21 protein-coding genes and 1 pseudogene are annotated in these 22,310 nt (G+C 43.3%); 15 read left to right on the top strand and 7 right to left on the bottom strand.

Annotation, left to right across the window (positions count from 1 at the left end):
- Positions 1-7 precede the first annotated feature (7 nt).
- The 5 genes from MHH50_RS30260 to MHH50_RS30240 all read right to left on the bottom strand — a co-directional run bounded on the left by MHH50_RS30260 (position 8) and on the right by MHH50_RS30240 (position 3,383).
- Positions 8-1,162 carry a DUF4179 domain-containing protein gene (locus MHH50_RS30260; RefSeq protein ID WP_076191547.1) on the bottom strand — a complete coding sequence of 385 codons (1,155 nt, stop codon included), beginning with the start codon at positions 1,160-1,162 and terminating at the stop codon, positions 8-10.
- Positions 1,155-1,697: a sigma-70 family RNA polymerase sigma factor gene (locus MHH50_RS30255; RefSeq protein WP_232061486.1), complete on the bottom strand. Its 543-nt coding sequence runs from the start codon at positions 1,695-1,697 to the stop codon at positions 1,155-1,157. Before MHH50_RS30255 ends, MHH50_RS30260 begins: the two co-directional genes overlap by 8 nt.
- Before the next feature lie 248 nt (positions 1,698-1,945).
- Positions 1,946-2,533 carry a class I SAM-dependent methyltransferase gene (locus MHH50_RS30250; RefSeq protein WP_076191549.1) on the bottom strand — a complete coding sequence of 196 codons (588 nt, stop codon included), beginning with the start codon at positions 2,531-2,533 and terminating at the stop codon, positions 1,946-1,948.
- Positions 2,534-2,569: 36 nt separating this feature from the next.
- Positions 2,570-2,848, bottom strand: a complete 279-nt coding sequence (locus tag MHH50_RS30245; RefSeq protein WP_076191551.1) for a hypothetical protein — start codon at positions 2,846-2,848, stop codon at positions 2,570-2,572.
- 70 nt (positions 2,849-2,918) lie between these two features.
- A complete protein-coding gene (locus MHH50_RS30240; protein ID WP_076282200.1) occupies positions 2,919-3,383 on the bottom strand; it encodes a VOC family protein in 465 nt (154 codons plus the stop codon).
- Positions 3,384-3,541: 158 nt separating this feature from the next.
- On the opposite strand from MHH50_RS30240, the gene MHH50_RS30235 reads away from it, so the two are divergent.
- From MHH50_RS30235 to MHH50_RS30200, 8 genes are all read left to right on the top strand, one after another.
- Positions 3,542-3,976: an Lrp/AsnC family transcriptional regulator gene (locus MHH50_RS30235; protein WP_076191556.1), complete on the top strand. Its 435-nt coding sequence runs from the start codon at positions 3,542-3,544 to the stop codon at positions 3,974-3,976.
- A 100-nt stretch (positions 3,977-4,076) separates the two neighbouring features.
- The gene (locus tag MHH50_RS30230) at positions 4,077-5,813 is read left to right on the top strand and encodes a histidine kinase (RefSeq protein WP_076191558.1); all 1,737 of its coding nucleotides are present in this window, start codon (positions 4,077-4,079) and stop codon (positions 5,811-5,813) included.
- A 5-nt stretch (positions 5,814-5,818) separates the two neighbouring features.
- A complete protein-coding gene (locus MHH50_RS30225; protein ID WP_305953987.1) occupies positions 5,819-7,399 on the top strand; it encodes a response regulator in 1,581 nt (526 codons plus the stop codon).
- Between the two features lie 196 nt (positions 7,400-7,595).
- Positions 7,596-8,516, top strand: coding sequence for an ABC transporter permease subunit (locus tag MHH50_RS30220; RefSeq protein ID WP_036682339.1), 921 nt, complete (start codon positions 7,596-7,598; stop codon positions 8,514-8,516).
- A 40-nt stretch (positions 8,517-8,556) separates the two neighbouring features.
- The gene (locus MHH50_RS30215) at positions 8,557-9,438 is read left to right on the top strand and encodes a carbohydrate ABC transporter permease (RefSeq protein ID WP_076124225.1); all 882 of its coding nucleotides are present in this window, start codon (positions 8,557-8,559) and stop codon (positions 9,436-9,438) included.
- A gap of 54 nt (positions 9,439-9,492) precedes the next feature.
- Positions 9,493-11,079 carry an ABC transporter substrate-binding protein gene (locus MHH50_RS30210; protein ID WP_076132834.1) on the top strand — a complete coding sequence of 529 codons (1,587 nt, stop codon included), beginning with the start codon at positions 9,493-9,495 and terminating at the stop codon, positions 11,077-11,079.
- A 571-nt stretch (positions 11,080-11,650) separates the two neighbouring features.
- Positions 11,651-14,077 (top strand): RNA polymerase recycling motor HelD, encoded by a 2,427-nt coding sequence (gene helD, locus MHH50_RS30205; RefSeq protein ID WP_076307579.1) that lies wholly within the window; start codon positions 11,651-11,653, stop codon positions 14,075-14,077.
- 14 nt (positions 14,078-14,091) lie between these two features.
- Positions 14,092-14,676 (top strand): Crp/Fnr family transcriptional regulator, encoded by a 585-nt coding sequence (locus tag MHH50_RS30200; protein ID WP_076179254.1) that lies wholly within the window; start codon positions 14,092-14,094, stop codon positions 14,674-14,676.
- An 8-nt stretch (positions 14,677-14,684) separates the two neighbouring features.
- Here the strand turns inward: MHH50_RS30200 and MHH50_RS30195 are convergent, their stop codons facing one another.
- A complete protein-coding gene (locus tag MHH50_RS30195) occupies positions 14,685-15,404 on the bottom strand; it encodes a DUF4386 domain-containing protein (protein WP_076179253.1) in 720 nt (239 codons plus the stop codon).
- 80 nt (positions 15,405-15,484) lie between these two features.
- Positions 15,485-16,066: a TetR/AcrR family transcriptional regulator gene (locus MHH50_RS30190; protein WP_076307578.1), complete on the bottom strand. Its 582-nt coding sequence runs from the start codon at positions 16,064-16,066 to the stop codon at positions 15,485-15,487.
- 294 nt (positions 16,067-16,360) lie between these two features.
- Between MHH50_RS30190 and MHH50_RS30185 the strand changes: the two genes are divergently transcribed.
- The 7 genes and pseudogenes from MHH50_RS30185 (at position 16,361) to MHH50_RS30155 (ending at position 22,079) form a co-directional block, all read left to right on the top strand.
- A complete protein-coding gene (locus tag MHH50_RS30185; RefSeq protein WP_076307620.1) occupies positions 16,361-17,548 on the top strand; it encodes an MFS transporter in 1,188 nt (395 codons plus the stop codon).
- Between the two features lie 75 nt (positions 17,549-17,623).
- A complete protein-coding gene (locus tag MHH50_RS30180; RefSeq protein ID WP_076179251.1) occupies positions 17,624-17,908 on the top strand; it encodes an alpha/beta-type small acid-soluble spore protein in 285 nt (94 codons plus the stop codon).
- A gap of 229 nt (positions 17,909-18,137) precedes the next feature.
- Positions 18,138-18,350: pseudogene (locus MHH50_RS30175) on the top strand (YiaA/YiaB family inner membrane protein); the annotation flags it as partial.
- A gap of 27 nt (positions 18,351-18,377) precedes the next feature.
- Positions 18,378-18,614 (top strand): YiaA/YiaB family inner membrane protein, encoded by a 237-nt coding sequence (locus MHH50_RS30170; protein WP_305953524.1) that lies wholly within the window; start codon positions 18,378-18,380, stop codon positions 18,612-18,614.
- 248 nt (positions 18,615-18,862) lie between these two features.
- Positions 18,863-19,939, top strand: coding sequence for an ankyrin repeat domain-containing protein (locus tag MHH50_RS30165; protein ID WP_076307577.1), 1,077 nt, complete (start codon positions 18,863-18,865; stop codon positions 19,937-19,939).
- Between the two features lie 118 nt (positions 19,940-20,057).
- Positions 20,058-20,975 (top strand): HPr(Ser) kinase/phosphatase, encoded by a 918-nt coding sequence (hprK, locus tag MHH50_RS30160; protein WP_076124211.1) that lies wholly within the window; start codon positions 20,058-20,060, stop codon positions 20,973-20,975.
- A 222-nt stretch (positions 20,976-21,197) separates the two neighbouring features.
- On the top strand, positions 21,198-22,079 hold the full coding sequence (locus MHH50_RS30155) for an SMI1/KNR4 family protein (protein ID WP_076124209.1): 882 nt from the start codon (positions 21,198-21,200) through the stop codon (positions 22,077-22,079).
- Positions 22,080-22,310 lie beyond the last annotated feature (231 nt).

Below are 22,310 nucleotides of genomic sequence, written 5' to 3'. Positions count from 1 at the left end.
TTAATTTTTATTTAACTAGCACGTTTATCTCTAGACCATCAATATAATGCTTCACTGGGTTTCCAGAACTGTCTGTTTTAAATGCTCCATTCTTACTTTGTGGGTTCTCAAACTCATAAAGATAGCCACGGATTGTGAGCATATTAGGGTGTTTCTCAAATGGCTCAGTAAGCAAATCGACATTAAGTGACCTATTGGAAGTCGAGAGGACTTTCTGTGAAATATCTTTCAGCACCTGTCCTTGTTGATCCTTTACTTCAAAGCCCACTAAACTCAATGCTGCATGATCTTCGTCTGTATCCTGTTCCAGCATGAGCGACAGGCGTGTCGTTAATGGACTATATTCCAGCTTTTTCAGGATCAAACTCCATCCTCCAACTTGTGCGCGTATATCAGGTGTGGAAATTTTATTAATCGTAGCCTTCCGCGCAGGAATTTGGAGAACAAACGGTTCATCCATACCGTTTAAGCCAAGAGTTACGGTCAATACAAATCGATCAGGAAAAGGTTTGTTGGAGATTCCGGAATTCGAGGAATCCACTAGTCTAAAAATAGCTGTGTTGCTTTCCGCACCTTCTATCCAGCTTAGAAACGGCATAGCTTTCCAGAGACCATCTGAAAATTGCTCCAGGGAAGCGCCGTCGATCAATACTTCTGCAGAGGTTATTGCACCTTTCGCTAAAAAAGGCTTCCCATCCGCTCCAATCGTTACTCCAGCTAGCTTACCTTCCAGTTCTTCTCCCTCACGCTTCACCGAGAATGCCAACCGGCTGCCATCAAATACAGCCTCTTCGGCAGACAAGGTAATCCCTTCATGCGTATCACTACTGTTTAGACGGGAAGTCAGTCCCAGACGCTGGGCCGCTTGTAACCCTATATCATCTGCCCGTTCAAAAATACCGCCTATCAAGGGAAGCTGCTTGAGCGCATTGGCCAATGTAGGCGGATAGATAGCCGTTAGCATAACACTTAACAATATCGCCGCAGTCACAGCAGCTGTGATTTTTGGATATATCCGCTTTTCCTTTTCCACAGGATCCTGGACAATGGTGGCCAGCGATGCATAAAGCGAATCCTGCCGTGATCGTAGTAAAGGAGGAAGCTCCTGTATATTAGCTTTCCCTAGCTCCCTGATCTGCTTTTCTAAATTGTTATTATTCATTAGCAAGACCCTCCTCCCGCACAGGATGTATCTGTTTGGACAACAATCTCCGTGCGCGATGAAGTCGTGCCCTGACCGCTCCCTCGGAGATGTCGAGCACATCTGCAATCTGCTTAATGGATAAATCGTCATAATAAAAAAGCACGATAGCAAGCCGCAGGGATTCGTCCAACTGATTAATGAAGCTTTGCAGGTCTACGTTGCCTGAATCTTCAAAATGCACATAGGAAACGACCGGTTCCTCGGGAATTTCCGCCACAGCTATAGTTCGTTCTCGCATACGAAGTAACTGATTGCATTCATTAATCAGGATGCGTATAACCCAGGTTTTAAAAAACTTAGGCTGTTTAAGGTTGGCCAACCCTTTATACACCTTCAGTGTTGTTTCCTGAAGAGCATCCGCGCAATCTTCATCTTTTAGCAGAATGGTTTTGGCTAATCTGTACAACTGGGATTCCAGTTGCCTGAAAAGACGGGTAAACGCCTCGTGGTCGCCTTTCTGCGCTTTTTTGATATCCAGTTCGTTTTCCAGCAAATGATTTTTCCTCCTTGAGGGCCCTCTGTATAATTAGATGGAGAAGACATCCAAAAAGTTATATTTAGGATAAAATTCATTCTCCTACACAAATCACTTACCTCGGTAGTAGTATAAAATCCATGCAATTCATTGTTTTTGGCAAAGATGGAGAGGTTAATAGAAAGGGGGGGACTTCAAGTGGATAAACTGAAATAAATTCAGGAATTACCACCTTATCAGAAGAGAAGTAGTGGGGTAATCCTGAATTAAAAAGTGTATACATATACCTTGGTACGCAGTGTGTCCGTGCATGTTATGGTACGGACAGGCTGCATGCCTGGAAGGGCAAAACAAATGCTAATGACCACTGCGCCCGGCAGTAGCTCACGCTTGAACTTGTCCCCCAGCCGTTTCATCGCTCCGGGAAATAAGTAACAAAGAACAATATCCGCATGCTCGTAAGAGCTGCTATAGATATCCCCACGTACATAACGAAGCCTTCCGTGGAGCAGATTCTGGCCTTCGTCTGCTCGCAGCATACGTGTGCCGAACCTAGCAAGCAGCTGGGATGTCCACAAGGGAATACTGGAATTTTCAATGCCTGTCAGCCTTTTGCCTGGACATTGGCGAATAACATCCATGCCAAGTGTTCCCCAACCCGATCCCGCCTCCACAATGCTGCTATATCCCGGAATCCGATTCACCTCAACGGCAACAGCCGAGCGTACAGATTTTGACGTAGGCATCGGCGATATCCCGTTCCTCCAGCTCACCAGCACAATCGACACCATGGATAACAAGGCTGCGAAGGCGATGAGCCAAGCGATGACTTGAATCACGATCAATACTATCATTCCTTCTTCATCTGCTAGAAGCAGGATTCAATTCTCTTACTTTCTCCCAGCATTTCGTTTATTAACTTCATATGGATAAAGATCCTGAATTTCCTTGCTTTCAATATCTTGACCTACATAAAAAATCAGACTGGGATCATTTGCTGGATGGGCATAAGAAAGATAAGTGCGATGTATAAAATCAAAGTCCATCTTACCCAGCTGGAAATCGATTTGATATTTATCTTCTAAATAGACTTCAAATTGCTTTTTTAAAGCCAGAGACTTCCACGGAAGTCCAAAGAATAAAAAGTAGACTCCTATAAGAAATATCAAAAAAATTAAGAGGAAAAGCGACCTTTTACTGAGAATGGTATGTTTTATAATTCATAACCCTCCCTAGCGTTTATTCTACATGAACTTTGCTGGACATTTCAAAATCAACCTCTTCAAGAAATTCGATAACTTCTCCATTGGGACTGTGAATGATCGCGTTTTTTATTAGAAGAGGCGGTTCGCCCAGAGACAGAGAATCCGGTGCTATAAAAGCCTTTGCCCCATGTGCAAGGGCTTTTTGATACATCTCCTCTACATTATCCACATAGAAGGCAAGATGTAATAACGCTCCGTGTGCTATATCTTCATCAGACAAGGCTTTTTTTCCTTGAGCGGCGATGACTGCATCATTATCAAAAATCTCAATACAGGTTCTGCGGTCAGGTGAAATCAGCATGGAGGCTTCTTTGATCTGAAAGGATGGCAGACTCCAATGATGACCTAGCTTGAATCCTAAAACGTCAATATAGAAAGAAATAGTTGCTTTATAGTCTTTAGCTTGAATCGCTACATGTGCAAGGCCTTTTACACTCATTTATAATCGCTCCCAACTTTAATATATACTTATTATAGTTGTATTAAAATATGAGATATATATATAAGATAAGTGTTTTGTAGTAATATGGTTATTAAATTTAAGGTATTTTAGTGGAATAAGTTTATTTTATAAAATGAGTTTAGGAGGCGCTTGCTATGGAACAACTTGTGGATGACATTGATAAAAAGATTATGCAATTACTTCAGTACAATGCCCGAATGTCCATTTCACAAATCAGTAAAGAGGTTTCGATGTCACAACCCTCTGTTAAAGAACGAATGATCAAGCTGGAGGAAAGGAATATCATTTCTGGGTATCATACAGCTTTTAATCTACGAGATCTGGATCGGGGCACAACTACGTTTATTCTATTAAAAACAGAACATTGCCAAGAGATTACGGATTTTTGCAAATATGCTATGGAAGTTACCGATTTATATCGGATTAGCGGAGAATATAATTACCTCATAAAGGTGCAAACCGCGTCGATTGAGGAGTTAGCTGAATTCCAAGACAACCTTATAAAGTTTGGACCTTCAAAATCTCATATCAGTCTGAAAAATATATTGGAAAACAGGGTGTTGCTCTAAAGCCCATTTTCCAAACACAATACCTAGTAACCGCTTTCATTCCATTGTAGAATGGATGAAAACAACGTTAGCATTAACTCGGATACAAGGGAGCATGGGTATGGAGAGGTTTTTATTCAGTAAAAAGTATATTCCGTTCACCTATAAGATGATGATACCGTACCTCATTCTAGTATTGCTGACAGATGTATTGGTGGGTTATATAGCTTATACGATGCTCGTAGAGTCCAGAACGGAAATGGCGGAAACGAATGTCCGGACAGCTTTGAAGCAGACGAGGAACAATATCGAATATCAGACAGATGAAATCAAACGAATGACTAACTCGCTGTTTCTCAATACGAATTTTCAGAATGCTCTGCAGTTTAGGGGAGATGCATTGGAAAACATGCTCAAAATGAGGGATGATATCGTTCCTTATATGAAAGCCCCTCTGCAATTGTATGGGAACAATCTGAGACTTGTGCTCTATACCGCGAATGAGACGATGCTTGAAATCCCCGGTGATGATATGTCTGTACCTATCGGTAGAAGCGATTATTATATTCTTTCTGATCAGGTTATTGAAGATAAGGAATGGTTCAAGTCGATTGTTGCCAATAACAAAGACAGCTTGTGGCTTCAGGCGGACAGCGACAGTGAACTAAGCAATATTTCGTATTTCCGCAAGCTGGTTTCTTCTAAGGGAGGCCCATCGATTATTGGTTATATTCGCGTCACGGCGAGAATTGACGAGCTTTTTGGCAATTTCGATACCTTTCCGATTGAACAGGGTATAGACCTTCGTCTAGTGGATCGGGTTAGTGGATTAACGCTTTATGAACAAGGTATTGTCGATGAACATGCGAAGCAAGACGCTTATCTGATCATTAGTGAAGATATTCCGTTGTCTGACTATGCTATCGAGGTACGGGTGCCGCATGCCTATTTGAATAAAGATGCTAGCCGAATGCAGAAGGTGATCACCACGGTTTGTTTGATCAGCTTTTTAGTCATGGCGGTGATCGGCTTCCTCGTTGCCCGCATATCAGGCAAAAAAATTAAACGGATCGTATATTTGGTCCGGTCCTTTCAGGAAGGGAATTTTTATAAAAGAATTGGGTTTGCCGGGAATGATGAATTTGTCTACATTGCTAATAGTTTTAATCAGATGGCGACTAGTATCCAGGACCTGATCCAGAACGTCTATGAGCAAGGGATTCAGAAAAAGCAAGCAGAACTGGATGTGCTTCAAGCTCAGATCAGTCCGCATTTTTTATACAATACATTGTCGACCATTGGCAGCTTAGCCAATTTGGGCGAAGTTGAGAAGGTTACACAGATGGTACAAGGTCTTTCTAAATTCTATCGCCTCACCTTGAATGAAGGACATGTCTATATCTCTCTTGAAAAAGAGCTGGAGCAGGTAAGGATGTACCTTGAAATTCAGAGGGTAAAGTATGCCGATGCGTTTGAGGTTTATTATGATATTGATCCTGATATTTTACAGGTTCCTATCATCAAGCTGATTTTGCAGCCATTTGTAGAAAATATATTCAAGCATGCTTGGTTTGGGGAGACGATTGCGATCCGGATTACCGGAAAACGGCTGGGTGAACGCATCGAGCTCAAGGTCATCGATAACGGAATTGGTATGCGGGCGGAGACACTGCGAAATATGCGTTCAAGCTCATTCCATTCGAGCAGCTATGGACTGAGAAACGTGGAGGAACGAATCAAGCTGAGATACGGCCATGATTTCGGCATTCATATCGGCAGTTACTTTGGGGCAGGAACGACCGTTCAAATTATCTTACCGGTGGATAATGCGGAAATCCGGGAAGTTATGGGGGAGTAAATAGTATGGCGATGGAGATCAACGTTCTGCTGGTGGATGATGAAGTGATCGATTTGGAATGGCTTAGACGGCGGGTGGCGGGCAGTGATCATTTGCCTTTGCATAGCGTGAGAACGGCAACTAGCGGTTTTTCCGCTTTAAAAATGATGGAGCAGCACCGCATTGACATCATTCTCTCCGATATCCGCATGCCGATTATGTCGGGCGTGGAATTTGCCCGGAAAGCGAAGGAGATTAACCCTGAGGTCCATCTGCTTTTTATTAGCGGACATCAGGATTTCAACTATGCCAAAGAGGCCATTCAATTAAATGCCTCCGGTTATTTGCTTAAACCCGTCGATGATGACGAGTTAAATAAGACGCTGACTGAACTCTGCGCCAAGATTGAGAAGGAGAGGAAGCAGCATATTTCCTTATCGGAAACACTGACGCTTGTGAATCAGGAGCTGCTGCTGCGCTGGTTTAATGAGACTGCCCCGGGGCAGGTAGAGACGCATATTCACAACGTTCTTACGTCTTACTTACAAGGCGCGTCGGCGGTTGCCATCGTCGAGATCGACGATATGGCACGGAAAATCCAAACTTGGACGGAAGAAGAGCGGAGTTTATGGAGCAGCACAGCTAATCAGTTTATCCGGAAGTTCGCGCAAGATCAAAATTTAGGCATGGTCATCACAACCTATGACTATCATTTTGTGATCCTTGCTGCGGTTCAGGAACAATATTTTACCACTTTGATGGAAGAGCTCATTCGGTCATTCTATCAGGAGTTTTCCTGTTCAATTACGATTGGAAGAGGGATGTACACAACAGAACTGGGTAAGCTGCATGATTCCTATCGGCAGGCTCAGGCTGCTTTAAGTATTAAATGGATTGTTGGGAAAAATAGAATCATCCAAGATGCCTCGGAATGGAGCCCGAAGGAAAAAATCGCCTCAGATTTAGAGGTTATTGTGGACCGGATGCTTAAAGCGATGCTTGATTACGACCTTACCACCATTGATGATTGTTTGCTGCAGCTGTTTGCCGGGGACAGTCCGCTCTCCCAGAAAAATGACATCTACGATATCATTATTCGAATTACCTCCAAGCTTCATGCCGATCTGCAGCAAATGAACGAGCATCTATACGAGATTTTGAATTGGGATTCACATCATCCCTTTGTGCTGTTTCAGTTTGAAACGGTGCATGATATTCTCTCTTGGCTGAGAAGAAGATTTTTTGAGTTGTCGGAGCTGCTTTATTTGAAACGGCAAAGACAAAAGCGGAAGTTAATTGATGAAATCACGGAATATGTGAAGGAAAGATTAGATCAAAAAATAACGCTGAACGAAGTGGCCGCCCATTTCGATTTTACGCCTAACTATCTCGGTCATTTATTCAAGGTTGAAACCAACAGTTTATTCAGCGATTTTTTAAGTGAATTACGGATGAAACGGGTATGTGAGCTGCTCGAAGATCCGACTAAGAAAGTGTATGAGATTGCGGAACAAGCCGGATATAAAAATATTATTTATTTCAACAGACAGTTCAAGCAATGCATGGGCATGTCGCCCGGAGAGTACCGGAAGAAAAATAAAATCTAACAAAAAAGCGGTGAAAATGAAAACCCGGCGATGATTTTTCGGTTATTGGAGAATCGCTGCCGGGTGTTTTTGGTCTGCCGGCTAACCTTTTTTTGTCGAATCGTTGAATTAGTATTATGTTTAGTTGTTTCGCTGAATTATCTAGGCGCCTTCGCCCTTTTATAATAAGAGATATAGAGAAGAGAGGGGTGCAAAGATGAAAGGGCATACATTTTGGAGCGATTTAAAGAATTATAGGGTTCTCTTGCTGATGCTGGCTCCGGCGGTTGCTTTTTTCCTTCTGTTTGCCTATGTCCCGATGGCGGGCATTATTATTGCCTTCAAGCATTACGATTATGCGGGCGGTATTTTTGGAAGTGCCTGGAACGGGCTCGACAACTTCCGCTTTTTCTTTGAATCAGGCGATGCTTGGCGGGTAACACGAAATACAGCACTATATAACATTGCGTTTATCGTCGTCAATAACAGTTTGCAAATTTTTGCAGCGATTATGTTGTTTGAGGTCGGTGGTAAATGGTTCCGCAAAATCACACAATCGGCGTTGTTCCTGCCTTACTTTATCTCATGGGTCGTTGTCGGAGCGATTGCTTATAACCTGCTCAATTATGATATTGGCACCGTGAATGCTTTGCTCAGAGGTATCGGACTCCAGCCTGTCGATATTTATAATACACCTTCCTATTGGCCGTATATTCTGGTTATAGTTTCTGCCTGGAAAAGTCTCGGATACGGAACGGTGATGTACTTGGCCGCGATTACGGGGATAGATACAGAAATGTATGAAGCAGCCGAAATCGATGGGGCTAATATTTTTCAGCGAATTATGAAAGTAACCATTCCGAATTTGTATCCAACGATTATTATTCTGGTGCTGCTGGCAGTCGGGAACATTTTCCGTGGTGATTTCGGGATGTTCTATAACATGATCGGCAACAACGGCTTGTTGTTCTCCTCGACAGACGTTATCGACACTTTCGTATTTAGGTCACTGATTACTTCGAATGATATCGGCATGTCAGCTGCAGCTGGTGTTTTCCAGTCCGTTCTTGGCTTCGCGACGATCATGTCAGTGAACTATGCTGTCCGTAAATACGACAAAGACCGCGCTCTGTTCTAATCGTATCAGGAGTTAAGTCTTTCATAATGGAGGTAACGATATGAAGCAGCTTGATCGTAAAATATTTTCAGGTATTGGTTATGTATCCCTGATTTTTCTCTCAGTTTTATGTATTTTTCCTTTTATACTTGTCGTATCTTCATCCTTTACGGAAGAATCCAAAATCCTAACGGATGGTTATCAATTTATACCGACTGCCTTCTCAACTGAGGCCTACAGCATTTTGTTTAAGTATCCCGAACAGATGATTCAAGCCTATATAGTGACAATAGGAGTTACTATACTCGGCACGGTGCTTGGCTTGTTTCTGACTTCGATGACTGCTTATGCGCTATCCCGAAAAGATTTTAAGTGGCGCAATAAATTTTCATTCTTCTTTTTCTTTACGACTTTGTTTAGCGGCGGTTTGGTTCCGTGGTATCTGCTTATGGTCAACTACCTTCATATGAAGGATACGCTGATGGCCTTAGTGGTTCCGATGATGCTCAATGTCTTTTATATCATTGTTATGAAGTCTTTTATGGGCAGCATTCCGGAAGCAATTGTAGAATCAGCAAAAATTGACGGCGCAGGCGACTTTAAGATCTATGCTCGTCTAATCCTGCCGCTGTCCAAGCCGGCGTTAGCTACCATTGGATTGTTTCTAGCGCTGGCCTACTGGAATGACTGGTACAATGCATTGCTGTTTGTATCGAATGAAAACTTGATGCCGCTCCAATATTATTTGTATAAAATGCTAGGCAATATGGATGGCATGCGCAAAGCGATGATGGGTGCAGGGGCAGTCGTAACGACATCGATCCCAACCGAGAGCTTGAAAATGGCGATGACAGTTGTGGCCACTGGCCCGATTTTGCTGGCTTATCCATTCGTGCAGAGGTATTTTGTACAAGGTTTGACGATTGGTGCTGTGAAAGGATGAACCCGGGGAAACTCGGTTTATCAATATAATTAAACACAAGGGGGAAGGCTTGAGATGCTGAAGAGAAATAGATTGATGATGCTAGCGCTCGTTTTAACCTTCGTAATGATTCTAAGTGCATGTGGTGGTGGCAATAACAATGCTAATACGTCTGCACAGGCTACAAATAATGCGTCAGAGGGAGGAAGCGACACTACGAACACCTCAGAACCTGCAACTACCTCAGACACCCTTGATACCTCTAAAGAAGTGAAGCTGAAAATGATTTTTGTTGGCCCTAAACCGATAGACTATGATAGCGTTTTTGCTGAGATTAATAAAAAGCTGAAAGAAAAAATCAATGCTACTGTAGAGGGCGAGTTTCTGGATTGGTCGGACTGGGCACAAAAATATCCGCTGAAGCTGGCAGCTAATGAGGATTTTGACCTCATCTATTCGGCAAACTGGGCTGGTTACAATGACCAGGCGCTGAAGGGCGGATTTCTGGAATTGACCGATGAGCTGCTTACCAAATATATGCCGCAGACTTTAGCAGCTATGTCTGATGTGAGCTGGGATCAAGCTAAGGTAAACGGCAAACTGTATATGGTTCCGCAAAACAGAGGGGAATCCGTTGAAAAACTGATTTTGTACCGCGAGGATTTGCGTAAGAAATACAATCTTCCGGAGATCAACAGCCCAGAAGCGTATGCCACTTACTTGAAAACCATAGCACAAAACGAAAAAGGAATTACACCGTTCACTCCGGAAACAGGAGACTGGAAATATCATAATTTGGACCGTGTATTGCTGAAGCAACAAAACGAATGGAATATGTTTGATCTCGACCTTCCGTTTGCTTTCAAATTGACGGATGAAAAAGGGCAAGTATTTAACGTATATGAAACGCAAGAGTTTAAAGATCTACTTGTATATTACAAAGATCTCGCTGATAACAATGCATGGTCGAAAAACGTTCTAAACAGTAAAAATGATCATCAGGCCGATTTTAAAGCAGGCAAAACAGCATCGATTACGCACAACAACGGAACACTTGGAGCACTTATGGCTTTGATGCGCCAAGAGAATTCCCCTTATGAAGTAGCATTGGCTGACATCAACCAAGGCAAGAAGAAATCAGTGGCGATTTCCACCCAAAACGGTACTTCGATCCACGCTACTTCCAGAAATGTGGAACGTTCCTTGATGTTCCTCGATCTGATGCAAAATGATAAAGAACTGCACGACCTGATGATGTACGGCCTTAGCGGTGTACATTACGAAGCGGTTGGCGATGACAAATATAAAGCTCTTGAAAAGAATCCGAACTATACTGGCTTCTCTAACTGGAACTTCAACTCGCCACTTAACCGTGACAATGAAGCATTCCCGCAAGAAGCAAACGATCTGGCTAAAGGCTGGGAAGCAAATGTCTATCACTACGCGCTGGAAACCTTTGTATTTGATAACAGCAAAGTGAAAACGGAAATTGCCAATGTTGGTAACGTAATGCTCCGTTATGCGATTCCGCTCGAATACGGCGTAATCAAAGATATCGACAAAGGTCTTGAAGATCTGAACAAGCAACTGAAATCCGCGGGCATTGATAAAATCCAAACCGAACTACAAACTCAAATCGATGCTTTCTTGGCAAACAAATAAGCTACAGAATAAGGGAGACCTAACAGTCATCAAATGGCTGTTAGGTCTCCCTGTTTAATTGGGCTCATCCGCGGGTGAAGCCGCTATCGGACACAGTTGACCCTAATAGCAGCATTATCGCACTTTTGGAATACTAACGGACCTCATAGTCGCTATTAGCCTAAAACACGCCTAGAATGAAGTTCAGGATAAAGAATAGCTGCACTGGAGTCCGAAAGTCTGCTTTAAAGGCTGAAAATCAGTAAATAAAGTCACCTCGGTCCGTTAGGCAGACCAGAAACAAAAGGCAGCAACCCTTTTGCTAGGGAAATGGATACTTAGGGAGAACGGCTACTCTTTGCAGAAAGGAATAAAAAAGAAGAACCGGCATGAGCTGCCGGTTCTTCTTAATATATAATTTGCGCGCCATGAAATAACGTGATATTATGAGAAGACCACTGTTAATCTGCGTATTTCAGACAGATTTATTACATCTTATTTATACATTAATAATACCACGCGGATTGGCAGTTTGTCAAATTTGTATTTTTGCTTCTTGATAACAACCTTGAAAAGGAGCGTGTTAGTAAAAATGTTAAACGAAAAAGATTGGCAGGGAGAACAGAAACGGCTAGATTCGGTCACGGAAGAATTGCAATCAAAGATTGGCGAGCTGGAACCGGAAGTGACAGGATTACGTGAACAGGTGACGGACATCCGCAAGCAGTTTTGGGAGGAAGTTACGGTCAATACGAGCACACATGAGGATTTCGAGGAGACCTTTTACAGTATAAAACAGCAAGAAGCGTTGTTGTCTGAACGGGAACGTAGCCACCGCCAACGGCTGCTGCGTTATAAAAACATGAAACGGCTGCTGCCGTCACCCTATTTTGGACGAATGGACTTTCAAGAAGATGGGTTGAACTCCAGTGAGCAAATCTATATCGGGGTGGCGTCTTTCATCGATGCAGAAGGTGTAAACTTTCTGGTATATGACTGGCGGACACCTATTGCAAGTATGTATTATGACCATTCGCCAGGCCCCGCCACTTACGATACACCGGGAGGACAAATCTCAGGAACATTGATGCTGAAGCGGCAATACCAGATCCGTCAGGGTCAGCTTCAGAACGTGTTCGATACGAGCTTAACGATCGGTGATGAATTACTTCAGCAGGTGCTTGGTAAGGGTGCGGATTCACAAATGAAGAGCATCGTGGCGACTATTCAGAAGGAACAGAACGCTATTATCCGCAACGATAGTAGCCGTATGCTCATTGTGCAGGGAGCGGCGGGCAGCGGAAAAACATCCGCAGCGCTGCAACGGGTAGCCTATTTGCTATATAAACACCGCGATAGGCTCAAAGCGGATCAGATTGTTCTTTTTTCGCCTAATCCGATGTTTAACAGTTATGTATCTACGGTGCTTCCCGAGCTTGGCGAGGAGAATATGCAGCAAACAACCTTTCAGGAGTATATTGATTATTGGCTTGGATCTACGCTTCGTCTAGAGGACCCGTTCGAGCAGATTGAATATGTACTGACGTCCAAAGCTTCTCCAGAGTATGAAGCACGGCTAACTGGAATGCAGTATAAAGCTTCAGAAGCTTTTCTGCATGCTTTGCAAAACTATGCGTTGTGGTTAGGGCAGGAAGGGATGTTGTTTCATAGTATCCGTTTTCGGGACCGCGAGTTGATTACTGCGGAGCAGATGAAATCGCAATTTTACAGCTATGATAGCTCCATCCGTTTGGCTAACCGCATCGTTTTATTGCGTGAATGGCTACTGCGTCAGTTGGCTTCGCTGGAGCGTCAGGAACAGGAGGCATTCTGGGTTCAAGATGAACTCGATTACCTCGATACCGATCAGTATGCCGAAGCCTACAGTGAGATACTTAAGAAGTATCGGCGGGAGGAAGCCGTCTTTGATTTTACGACTCAGTATCTTGAGAACTATGGGGATTTTCCTAATCAGGACCAAGGGGAAGAGAATGTTTTTGACTTTGGTCTGCAGGAAGAAGAACTGCTGCGCCGCATGATTGTGAAGGAGCACTTTACACCGCTGAGACGCGATGTCAAACGGTTCAAGTTCATAGATACGATTGGGTTATACGATCAGTTGTTTAGTGCCGACGCCAGTTATCGGCATATGACGAACGAGACTGAGGTACCTGCTCAGTGGCAGGAAATTTGTAAGCAAACAAAGGAAAAACTGAGCCGCGATGAACTCTTTTGCGAGGATGCCACTCCATTCCTGTATTTAAAAGAACTTGTCGAGGGTACTCGTATGAACACAGAAGTTCGGCATCTGTTTATCGATGAAGGCCAGGATTATTCGCCGTTCCAATACGCGTTTCTCAAACAGCTGTTTCCCCGCGCGCGCATGACTGTGCTCGGCGATTTCGGCCAAGCAATTTTCCCTCAAGCAACGAATTTGCACGAGGTGGATTCACCTTTGATCCGGCTTTATGGTGAAGATGAAACGAGCCTGATCCGTCTAATTCGAAGTTATCGTTCAACTCGTCAGATTGTGGAGTTTACGAAGGCGTTGCTGCCTAATGAGGAGATCGTACCTTTTGAAAGAGAGGGTAAGAAGCCGTTCCTAGTGAAGGCAAGTAGCGACGTAGAGCGGGCAATAAGAATTAAAGAAGATCTCGCGGCGTTGATGGCTGAAGGGCTTGACTCTATTGCCGTGATTACCAAGACTGCAGCTGAAAGCCGTGCGGCCTATGAAGAATTAAAGTCACAAGGATGCGAAGCTCTGCGGCTTATTACGAAGGAGACGCTCACTTTTGAGAAGGGCATTTTAGTAATTCCCGCTTATCTCGCAAAAGGGGTTGAATTCGACGCCGTACTGATTTATGATGCTTCCACACAGACGTATGATCGGGAAAGCGAACGCAAGCTTTTTTATACAGCCTGTACGCGTGCGATGCATCGGCTTCTGCTGTACACAACAGGTGAGTGGTCACACTTTATTCAGCCGTTAGAGGTATCTTTATATGAGGTTGTGCAATGAGATTGGAGAGATAAATGAAAAGCATATTGTATAAGTTTATGAGTAAATTTACATCTCTTAACGAAGTGGAACAGCAGGATATTGTTGAAGGTATTCCTATTGAGGAATACAAGAAGGGGACGGTACTCCTTAGACAAGGAGACGTTCCCTCAAAATGTTTTTTTGTGTTAAAGGGATGTGTGAGGCAGTCCTCGATAGATGAATCGGGCAAAGAAGTCACATCTAATTTTTATACGGAAGAGCAAGCGGTTTCGATTTTTAATCGGCATCAGGAGAGTAGACCCTCAGCGTACACCTTAACCTGCCTAGAAGACAGCATATTGGTGGTTGGTGATCTTATTGCGGAACAGGATATGCTCCATAAACACGCTCAGCTGGAAACCATGATACGCAAAATGGTAGAGGAAAACTTGGGTGAGGTTCAGGATGAGTTGACTTCCTTTATTGCTTCCAATCCTGAAGAACGTTACAAAGCCTTGTTACAAAAAAGACCTCATTTACTTACCCGTGTCCCCCAACATCAATTAGCCAGTTATTTGGGGATTACGCCAGAGTCATTAAGTAGAATTAAGAAGCGGGTTCATTCCGGTGATGAATAGCAAAATCGTTATACACTTTTGGGGATTTTTCCACCTCTAAGCAGTAGCCATATCCCAAAGCCTAGTTCTCCTACAATCATAGGAATAGTAAAAATAAAATTAAGTGTTGTAATGACTGCCTCATATTGTGGGAGAAACATTTTGCTTAGATGAATGATAATATAGCCTATTGAAGCAAGCAGCAGCAAGATGCTGATTACTTTAGGAATGACATCGGATTTTAAAGCCACATAGCCCACTATTAACAAATGCCCGCCAAAAACGACCAGCCCCATAGACCAAATGAATTGAAATGCATCCAGAAATAACATCATAAATGCTTGAGTTTGTTCGATTGTTAATGAGGAAAAGCCATTTGTGTTTCCCGTGAGCAGCAGCACAAATATCAAAGTTAATATAGAGATTGCCAATATAGCGGAATAGGTTAGACGGAGCCATGCGCCAAGTAATGAAAGATTTTGGTTGATGGGTTCTAGAAACACATAAAACGCCCAGGCGACCAGAATGTCAGTAATCATAATGATGATCCAGCCCAAGATTTCCCCTTTGAAAAGATTGTTGGAAGATACAATGTTAATAAATGTGGCACGGGCATCGCCTTGCACAACAAGAGTCCCATGGACAAAGCCATATGAAAAAAATGAAGCGAGGGTCATGATGATCAGTGATATTCCAGCTGTTAAAGCGGACTTACGCTGGTTCGATAGGTCTTTTTCTGAGATAGCCATAAGATAGCCTCCTAAAGGACTTTTATTTCATTGTAATTAGGAGTACTATGGCGGGCATTGACTTAAATCAAGACTCTGAATCAATCAAGCGAAGTAAGTATCACTGTTATTGCGTTATCAACAAAGGATCGCTCCGGGCGGGATTTCAAGAGTACAGTAAGCCCAATTAGCGATACGATTAGTGCCTGTGCCAAGGCCTTCGCATTTACACCACCCTTAAGCTCACCTGATTGTATACCACGTTCAATAGTTTCTTGAAATATGACCGATAGATACATTTGGTGTTCTCTTGTAAGAATCTCGAATTTCTCATCATGAGGTGCTAGCTCAACCATTGTATTGATGCAAAAACATCCTCGGTTCACACTGCCTGCATACTCCTCCGCCACCACATCTTCAAAAAAACTACGAAAGACTTTTTTTACGGATGGATTGCTTTGAAGTTGGGCTCGGACACGGGAAGCATGGGACATCGTGTATTTACGTAGCGCAGCTTCGAACAATTCTTTTTTGTCTCCAAAAGCTGAGTATATACTGGGGCGTTGAATGCCCATTCTGGAAGTTAAATCGCTTAATGAGGTAGCCTCATATCCCTTCTCCCAAAATAGCTCCATAGCTGATTCTAATACTTTTTCCTCGTCAAATTCGCGGGTTCGAGCCATTATTAACACCCCTCGTTATATTTGATTTCAATAATTTATTACCGAACAGTATTTTATAATACTAGAACTAGTCGTCTATATTGTCAAATCAAAGTCGGTAGCATCAAATATTTATGTTGACAAACACCATTTTGTAAGATAAATTTACTGAGCATAATAACATACTGATCAGTATGAAATGTGTTTGCGATTTAAATTTAACAGAGAAAGGGTGTGTCCAAAATGCAGGGGACTAAAGAAAAGCTTTCGTCACAAGAGACGCATACGCCATCTGATTCTATTCATGCTTCCTCGATGCCTCGGTATATGACACTTTTGTTTGCCGTTGTCTGCGGGATGTCGGTTGCAAACATCTACTTTGCTCAACCGTTGCTTGATCATTTGTCGAAAGAATTTGGTATTGATTATTCAACCATTGGTATTCTTATTACTATCACGCAGATTTTTTATGCAGTAGGGCTGTTACTGCTCGTGCCACTAGGAGATTTACTGAATCAGCGCCGCCTGATTATCGGCCAGATGTTATTATCTGTGGTGGCTTTGATTATCGTGGGTACTGCCTCTTCCAGCACGGTACTATTCGTAGGTATGGCTTCAGTGGGACTACTCGCTGTTGTAACGCAGACGCTTGTTGCGTTCGCGGCGACAATGGCTGCCCCTGCCGAACGCGGGCGAGTCGTAGGCATGGTCACAAGTGGAATTGTGATTGGAATACTTCTTGCGCGATCCATTTCAGGAATACTTACAGATCTTGCAGGTTGGCGTTCCGTATACCTTTTTTCTGCTGCTTTAATGCTTTGTATGGTGTGTACATTATTTAGGGTGTTGCCAAATGTGAAACGTGAGGTAAAAACACTGTCATACGCTCAGCTGCTTAGCTCAGTGTTTATGTTGTTTGTACAAGAGAGAGTATTGCGTATCCGCGCTATTCTGGCTTTGCTGATTTTTACTGCTTTCAGTATTCTGTGGACTTCTGTGGTCTTGCCTCTTAGTGCTCCGCCGTTATCACTTTCACATACTGCAATTGGGGCATTTGGTCTGGCGGGAATTGTGGGAGCATTAGCTGCTGCACGGGCGGGAAAGCTAGCGGATCAGGGTCATGGACAGAGAACGACAGGCATAGCTTTACTTCTATTGTTGATTTCATGGTGGTTTATCAGTTTTACGGAGCAGTCGCTGTTGGCATTGGTCATTGGTATTGTTCTGCTTGATTTGGCAGTGCAGGCGGTGCATGTCACCAATCAAAGTATAATACTTACCTTGCGCATGGAGGCACGTAGTCGGCTCACCGCAGGGTATATGGTTTTTTACTCCATTGGAAGTGCTAGCGGATCGATTGCCTCCACTCAAATATATTCTCACTATGGCTGGAACGGGGTATGTTGGCTTGGAGCTTCTGTTAGTGCTGTGGCTTTTTTATTTTGGGCTTTAACCTTGCGTGCTACGAATGCCGCGTTGCAACGGCGCCCTGCTTGGAAATAATCGGGGCAAGTCAATAAGGGTTGAGGTTCCGCTTTCCGGGCATGTTATTTAAAACAGGTTTGGGAGGGGATAAGGATGTCTAGAAGGAACAGGAAATATGCAGTGCCGGGAGCCAGCCGCGGAATGCAAATTTTTAAAGCGGAAGTGATGCGGCGCGAGGGGTATGATGTAGATCCGGAGCGGCCTGATGATGTGAAATACGAAGTTGCAAAAGAACTGGGTGTCCCTTTGGAGCGCGGTCAAAATGGTCATTTGAGCACAGAATCGGTGGGCCAGATCGGCGGTAAAATTGGTGGATCGATGGTCCGCGAAATGATTCGTCTCGCACAGCAGCAATTGGTGGATCAGGAAAGGCAGTAGCATTTTTCTAATTTATGTTGCAGAGATCGCGGGAGGCGGTTTTCGTCCTATATTGTATGGGACTGAGACCGTCCTTTCGGTGTTTGCGTTATTTTATATTTGTATAGTAAAAAAATTCCTGGAATTCCCTAAAACAACCTGATTCATGGTAGAATTTTACCGATGTTCCACGGTATAGTGGAGAAGGATATATCATCATTCAAGTCTGTAGTGGGAGAGGAATTATCAGATGAATCAGAGATATCGCAAACGCAACACGGCTGCTTTTACGGGGGCATCGTATTTTGCATTGGGGGCAGGACTTTTTCTATTCTGTTTGGGAGTGTATAACGACACTTGGGAGCTAAACGTAAAAGGGTATTATTTGCTTTGTATGGTGTTAATTACGATTTCCTGTATCGTTGTGCAAAAGGTGGTTAGGGACAATACAGAGGATAAAGAATTTCGTTTGGATAACCCTAAACACAGGATGAGAAACACAGGGGCCTTCACAATTATGGCTTTTGTGGGTTTGATTATCGGGTATGCGATGTTTTTTATTGGCCTTTACAATGCTCCATTTGAATTAAATGTAAAGGGGTATTACATAGCTGTTATTCTCTTGATTTCTTATAGCGCTATTGGCGTTCAGAAAGTGACGCGGGATAACGCGGAAGATAACGAGATTCTTGCCGAGCAAGAGGCGAGACGGGACATCCAAGGGTAAAGAGGAATATAGCCAGCTTTCTCGCTGGCAACAGCAGGCTGCTTCAACTTTACTTACCATCATAAATTGTAAACAGGAGCTTCGTGAATTTACGGAGCTTCTTTTTATTTTTTGAAATAGCAGCAATAATCTCACCGATCTGAACATTATGAGGACTATTTGTTAGAACAACATCCTTAGTTTGGATTGTTTTTTACTATACGGTTCTCTATACTCTTCATAATACTTGAAGTAGGAGTGGATAATAGATGATCCGTCTGAAGGATATAGGGAAGTTCGAGGAACTGCCGCAAATGGCCATGCATATTTACAAAGGAAATATTCCGGAATTAGAGGCTGCCATTAGAGCAGGCTGGGATATTGAAGAGGACATCGTCCTTAGCAAATATACCACGTTAACCCCGTTAGATTTGGCGCTTATATCAGAGAGAATGGATGTCATAAAGCTGCTGGTACAGCACGGGGTAAATCTGAATGTGAAGAATAATCCGGCTTTTTTGCTCGCGGTTCGCTATTGTAAAGAAGATATCGTCCGCTATATTGCAGCACAAGGGGCCAAACTGGACAAGCTTAATCAGGTCAAGTCAGGTGCATATTCGCAGGCCTACTATGGCAACAAAAACAATATCCCGCTCATACATGAGCTAGGATTAGATATTAAGCAGCATGGTGGGGCTGTATTACGCAAAGCGGTGTCAGATCACGACCTTAAGACCGTTGCTTATTTATTGGATCATGGGGTGGACATTAATTACAACAATTCCGATATGGTCTATCCTTATCAAGCCACTCCGTTAACGGTTGCCACAAGAATGGGTAATCAAGCGATGGTACAATATTTGATTGAACGTGGCGCAGACGTTACCTTGGCGGAAAAAGATGGCGATCGCCCTTACACCATTGCTGTGAGCAATAAGAATACAGCTTTGGCTGACTTTTTGAAATCGTTAGAGCCGGCTGAATTTCATGATATCGAGAATAAGAAGTTTGAGCTGAGAAAATATAAATTGTCTGATGAATTGGTTAGCTTTCTTACTGGAACAAAACTGCGTCTTGAGCTAACACAAAATGAATATGAAATTAGATATATCGACTTTTTCACATTAACTGATACCATTGAAATAAAAATCGGCCGGCAAAAGCTGCTCCGTCTGTCAGCCGATATAGATAATTACTCTGATCTGCTGCTTATGTGGAATCCGAAGAAAAAAGGCCTGATAGGCTGTTACGACGTGGAACATCAGACGTACGCGGATTTATGTAGTTTTGCAGATTTTCTCACGCAACCGGAGATATACCTCATTAATTTTCTTGAAGGAACATAGTTGTTAATATCTCATGATCTGTCTATTTCTTTTGCAGGAATCATTCTATTCGTCGTTGAATATATCCCGGTAACCGTATTACGTATTCAAAATACGTAGCCACAGGAGGAGAACAACATTGAAATCGATTACCGTTCAAAGCCTTACGGAAACGTTTAAGCTGGAAGTGCTTGCGGGTGCTAGCTGCATGGACCGCGAGATCACTCGCTCTAAGACACATAGACCTGGCCTGGAGTTCGTGGGTTACTTCGACTTTTTCCCCATGAAGCGAGTACAAGTATTGGGCCGTAAAGAAATCAATTATCTGCTAAAGCTAAGCGTTGAGCAACGCAAGTTACATATTGGCAATATCGTTAAGTATCATCCCCCATGTTTTATTGTGACGACGGGTCAGCAGGAGATTCCCTATTTGACTTTATTCTGCGACCAAGAAGGTATACCACTACTTCGGACGGAAGAGACGACGTCAGAGTTCATCGCAAAGATTGATACTTATCTGGTGAAGGCGCTGGCGCCAGAACTTTCAATTCATGGAGTGTGTGTGAACGTGTCTGGCATAGGTGTCCTATTAAGAGGCAAGTCCGGGATCGGAAAAAGCGAAACCGCTCACACGCTCATTAGAAGAGGCCATCGGTTTGTGGCCGATGATGTAGTTGTGCTTAAGAAGCTGGGACCGGCGACGCTTCTCGGCACGCATAATGAAACGACCCGTGAATTCCTAGCGCTGCGCAGTATTGGTCTGATCAATGTTGTACGGCAGTACGGGCGTAGAGCTTTTCAGGAAGAGACACGAATTGTACTCGACATCGAGTTGTCACCATGGCGGGAGAATTCCTTGAATAATGAGCTCGAAATCGAACCCCAGTTCACAGAATATCTTGGCGTGCAAATTCCGCATATTGAAATTCAGCTTCAGCCTGGCCGCGACGTGGCTGGCCTGATCGAGGCGGCTGCGAACAATTGGTACCTTAAACAGCTTGGCTATAGTGCCGTTGAAGAGTTCCTGCAGAGGATCGAAAACGGGATGCAGTCGTAAAGGCAGGATAGAAAGCAGCAATTATAGTTACCATAATTAAAATGGTTTTCTGTATACGAAAAACAGACCGCAGATAAACGCTGCGGTCTGTTTTTCACAGCAAAAAGGGAAGTTGCTTTTTGATTGATAGGGCTAGGACATGCGTTATTGGCTGGGCATAGGTTAGAAATGGTATAATTTCTAATAGGTATTTTGAGTGATCGTTAATAGGAGGTATTAATGATGAGTGATGAGTTATTGGCAAAATTGGATGAATGGCATGAGGAAGATGAATTTCAAGAAATCGTGGATGCAATCACGGAAATTCCTGAAGAGGAAAGAGATTATGTTCTAACTAGTCATTTGGGCAGGGCGCTTAATAATCTCGGGCAATATGAAGAGGCTTTAGAGCAGTATTTGAGCATTGAAGATGAGGGTGAAGGTGACCCGCTCTGGCATTACCGTATCGGGGTTTCTTATTATTATCTGAAAAGATATGACGAAGCTTTAAAAGCGTTTACGATTGCCGATCAGCTGGAACCTGATGATGAAGACACATTGGAGTTTCTGGGCTGGATCAAACGTAAATTGGCTAAAAAAGCTGCGAAAAAGCCTGTAAACAAACCTGCTAAGAAGCCTGTAATAGCGTTGGATACCACTAATTTCTGGGATGACAGCGAGTATGCGTTCTCAGAATATATTTCTGACCCGCCTTCAGATGCATTGATTACTTCTGTACAAGAAGAGCTGGTCTTCAAGCTGCCTGCTTCCTATGTGGATATGATGAAGTTACATAATGGGGGAATTCCTCATAACAATCGTTATCCGATTCCGGGAACAGGAGAATTTATTACGATTTCTGGTATCCTCGGAATTGGACGAGATAAGAATAAGTCGCTGTGTGGGGCTTCAGGCAGCCGGACTGTGATTGAAAATGGACGTTATCCTGAAGTTGGTGTGGTGATTTGTGATTGTCCTTCTGAGAATGAAGTGGTGATGCTGGATTACCGTGAATTCGGGAATGATGGCGAACCTGAGGTTATTCATGTAGATCGGGATAACAAATACAAAATCACACGTTTGGCTGACAATTTTGAGACCTTTATCAGCGGACTGGTGAAATAGTCTATTTCGCTGGCTAAGAATACTTATAATCCAATCAAGGCATTCCTTAAGAGGAGTGCCTATTTCTATTAGGTGATTATTAGGGAAGCGTCTTTCGGACTCAGCTGACCTTAAATGCAGCTTTTTCGCATATTTGGAATGCCAACGGACCGCATAGCAGCTATTGGCATAAAAAACACCCAATATGAACCCGATTCATAGGAATAGCGTCGCTGGAGTCCGAAACTACGC

This window comes from Paenibacillus sp. FSL H3-0302 (genome assembly GCF_037982245.1).
Lineage (GTDB): Bacteria > Bacillota > Bacilli > Paenibacillales > Paenibacillaceae > Paenibacillus_AQ > Paenibacillus_AQ odorifer.
Note: the sequence above shows the minus strand (reverse complement) of the source record. Positions and strands in the feature narration are given on the sequence as shown.

Bases quoted from the DNA above. Each gene is read 5' to 3' on its own strand.
- MHH50_RS30225 (WP_305953987.1), top strand. From the start codon at position 5,819: ATGGCGATGGAGATCAACGTTCTGCTGGTGGATGATGAAGTGATCGAT.
- MHH50_RS30170 (WP_305953524.1), top strand. From the start codon at position 18,378: ATGAGAAACACAGGGGCCTTCACAATTATGGCTTTTGTGGGTTTGATT.
- MHH50_RS30215 (WP_076124225.1), top strand. From the start codon at position 8,557: ATGAAGCAGCTTGATCGTAAAATATTTTCAGGTATTGGTTATGTATCC.
- MHH50_RS30210 (WP_076132834.1), top strand. From the start codon at position 9,493: ATGCTGAAGAGAAATAGATTGATGATGCTAGCGCTCGTTTTAACCTTC.
- MHH50_RS30260 (WP_076191547.1), bottom strand. From the start codon at position 1,162: ATGAATAATAACAATTTAGAAAAGCAGATCAGGGAGCTAGGGAAAGCT.
- MHH50_RS30180 (WP_076179251.1), top strand. From the start codon at position 17,624: ATGTCTAGAAGGAACAGGAAATATGCAGTGCCGGGAGCCAGCCGCGGA.
- MHH50_RS30250 (WP_076191549.1), bottom strand. From the start codon at position 2,533: ATGATAGTATTGATCGTGATTCAAGTCATCGCTTGGCTCATCGCCTTC.
- MHH50_RS30230 (WP_076191558.1), top strand. From the start codon at position 4,077: ATGGAGAGGTTTTTATTCAGTAAAAAGTATATTCCGTTCACCTATAAG.
- MHH50_RS30220 (WP_036682339.1), top strand. From the start codon at position 7,596: ATGAAAGGGCATACATTTTGGAGCGATTTAAAGAATTATAGGGTTCTC.
- MHH50_RS30200 (WP_076179254.1), top strand. From the start codon at position 14,092: ATGAAAAGCATATTGTATAAGTTTATGAGTAAATTTACATCTCTTAAC.
- MHH50_RS30240 (WP_076282200.1), bottom strand. From the start codon at position 3,383: ATGAGTGTAAAAGGCCTTGCACATGTAGCGATTCAAGCTAAAGACTAT.
- MHH50_RS30185 (WP_076307620.1), top strand. From the start codon at position 16,361: ATGCCTCGGTATATGACACTTTTGTTTGCCGTTGTCTGCGGGATGTCG.
- MHH50_RS30165 (WP_076307577.1), top strand. From the start codon at position 18,863: ATGATCCGTCTGAAGGATATAGGGAAGTTCGAGGAACTGCCGCAAATG.
- MHH50_RS30235 (WP_076191556.1), top strand. From the start codon at position 3,542: ATGGAACAACTTGTGGATGACATTGATAAAAAGATTATGCAATTACTT.
- MHH50_RS30190 (WP_076307578.1), bottom strand. From the start codon at position 16,066: ATGGCTCGAACCCGCGAATTTGACGAGGAAAAAGTATTAGAATCAGCT.
- helD (WP_076307579.1), top strand. From the start codon at position 11,651: ATGTTAAACGAAAAAGATTGGCAGGGAGAACAGAAACGGCTAGATTCG.
- MHH50_RS30195 (WP_076179253.1), bottom strand. From the start codon at position 15,404: ATGGCTATCTCAGAAAAAGACCTATCGAACCAGCGTAAGTCCGCTTTA.
- MHH50_RS30155 (WP_076124209.1), top strand. From the start codon at position 21,198: ATGAGTGATGAGTTATTGGCAAAATTGGATGAATGGCATGAGGAAGAT.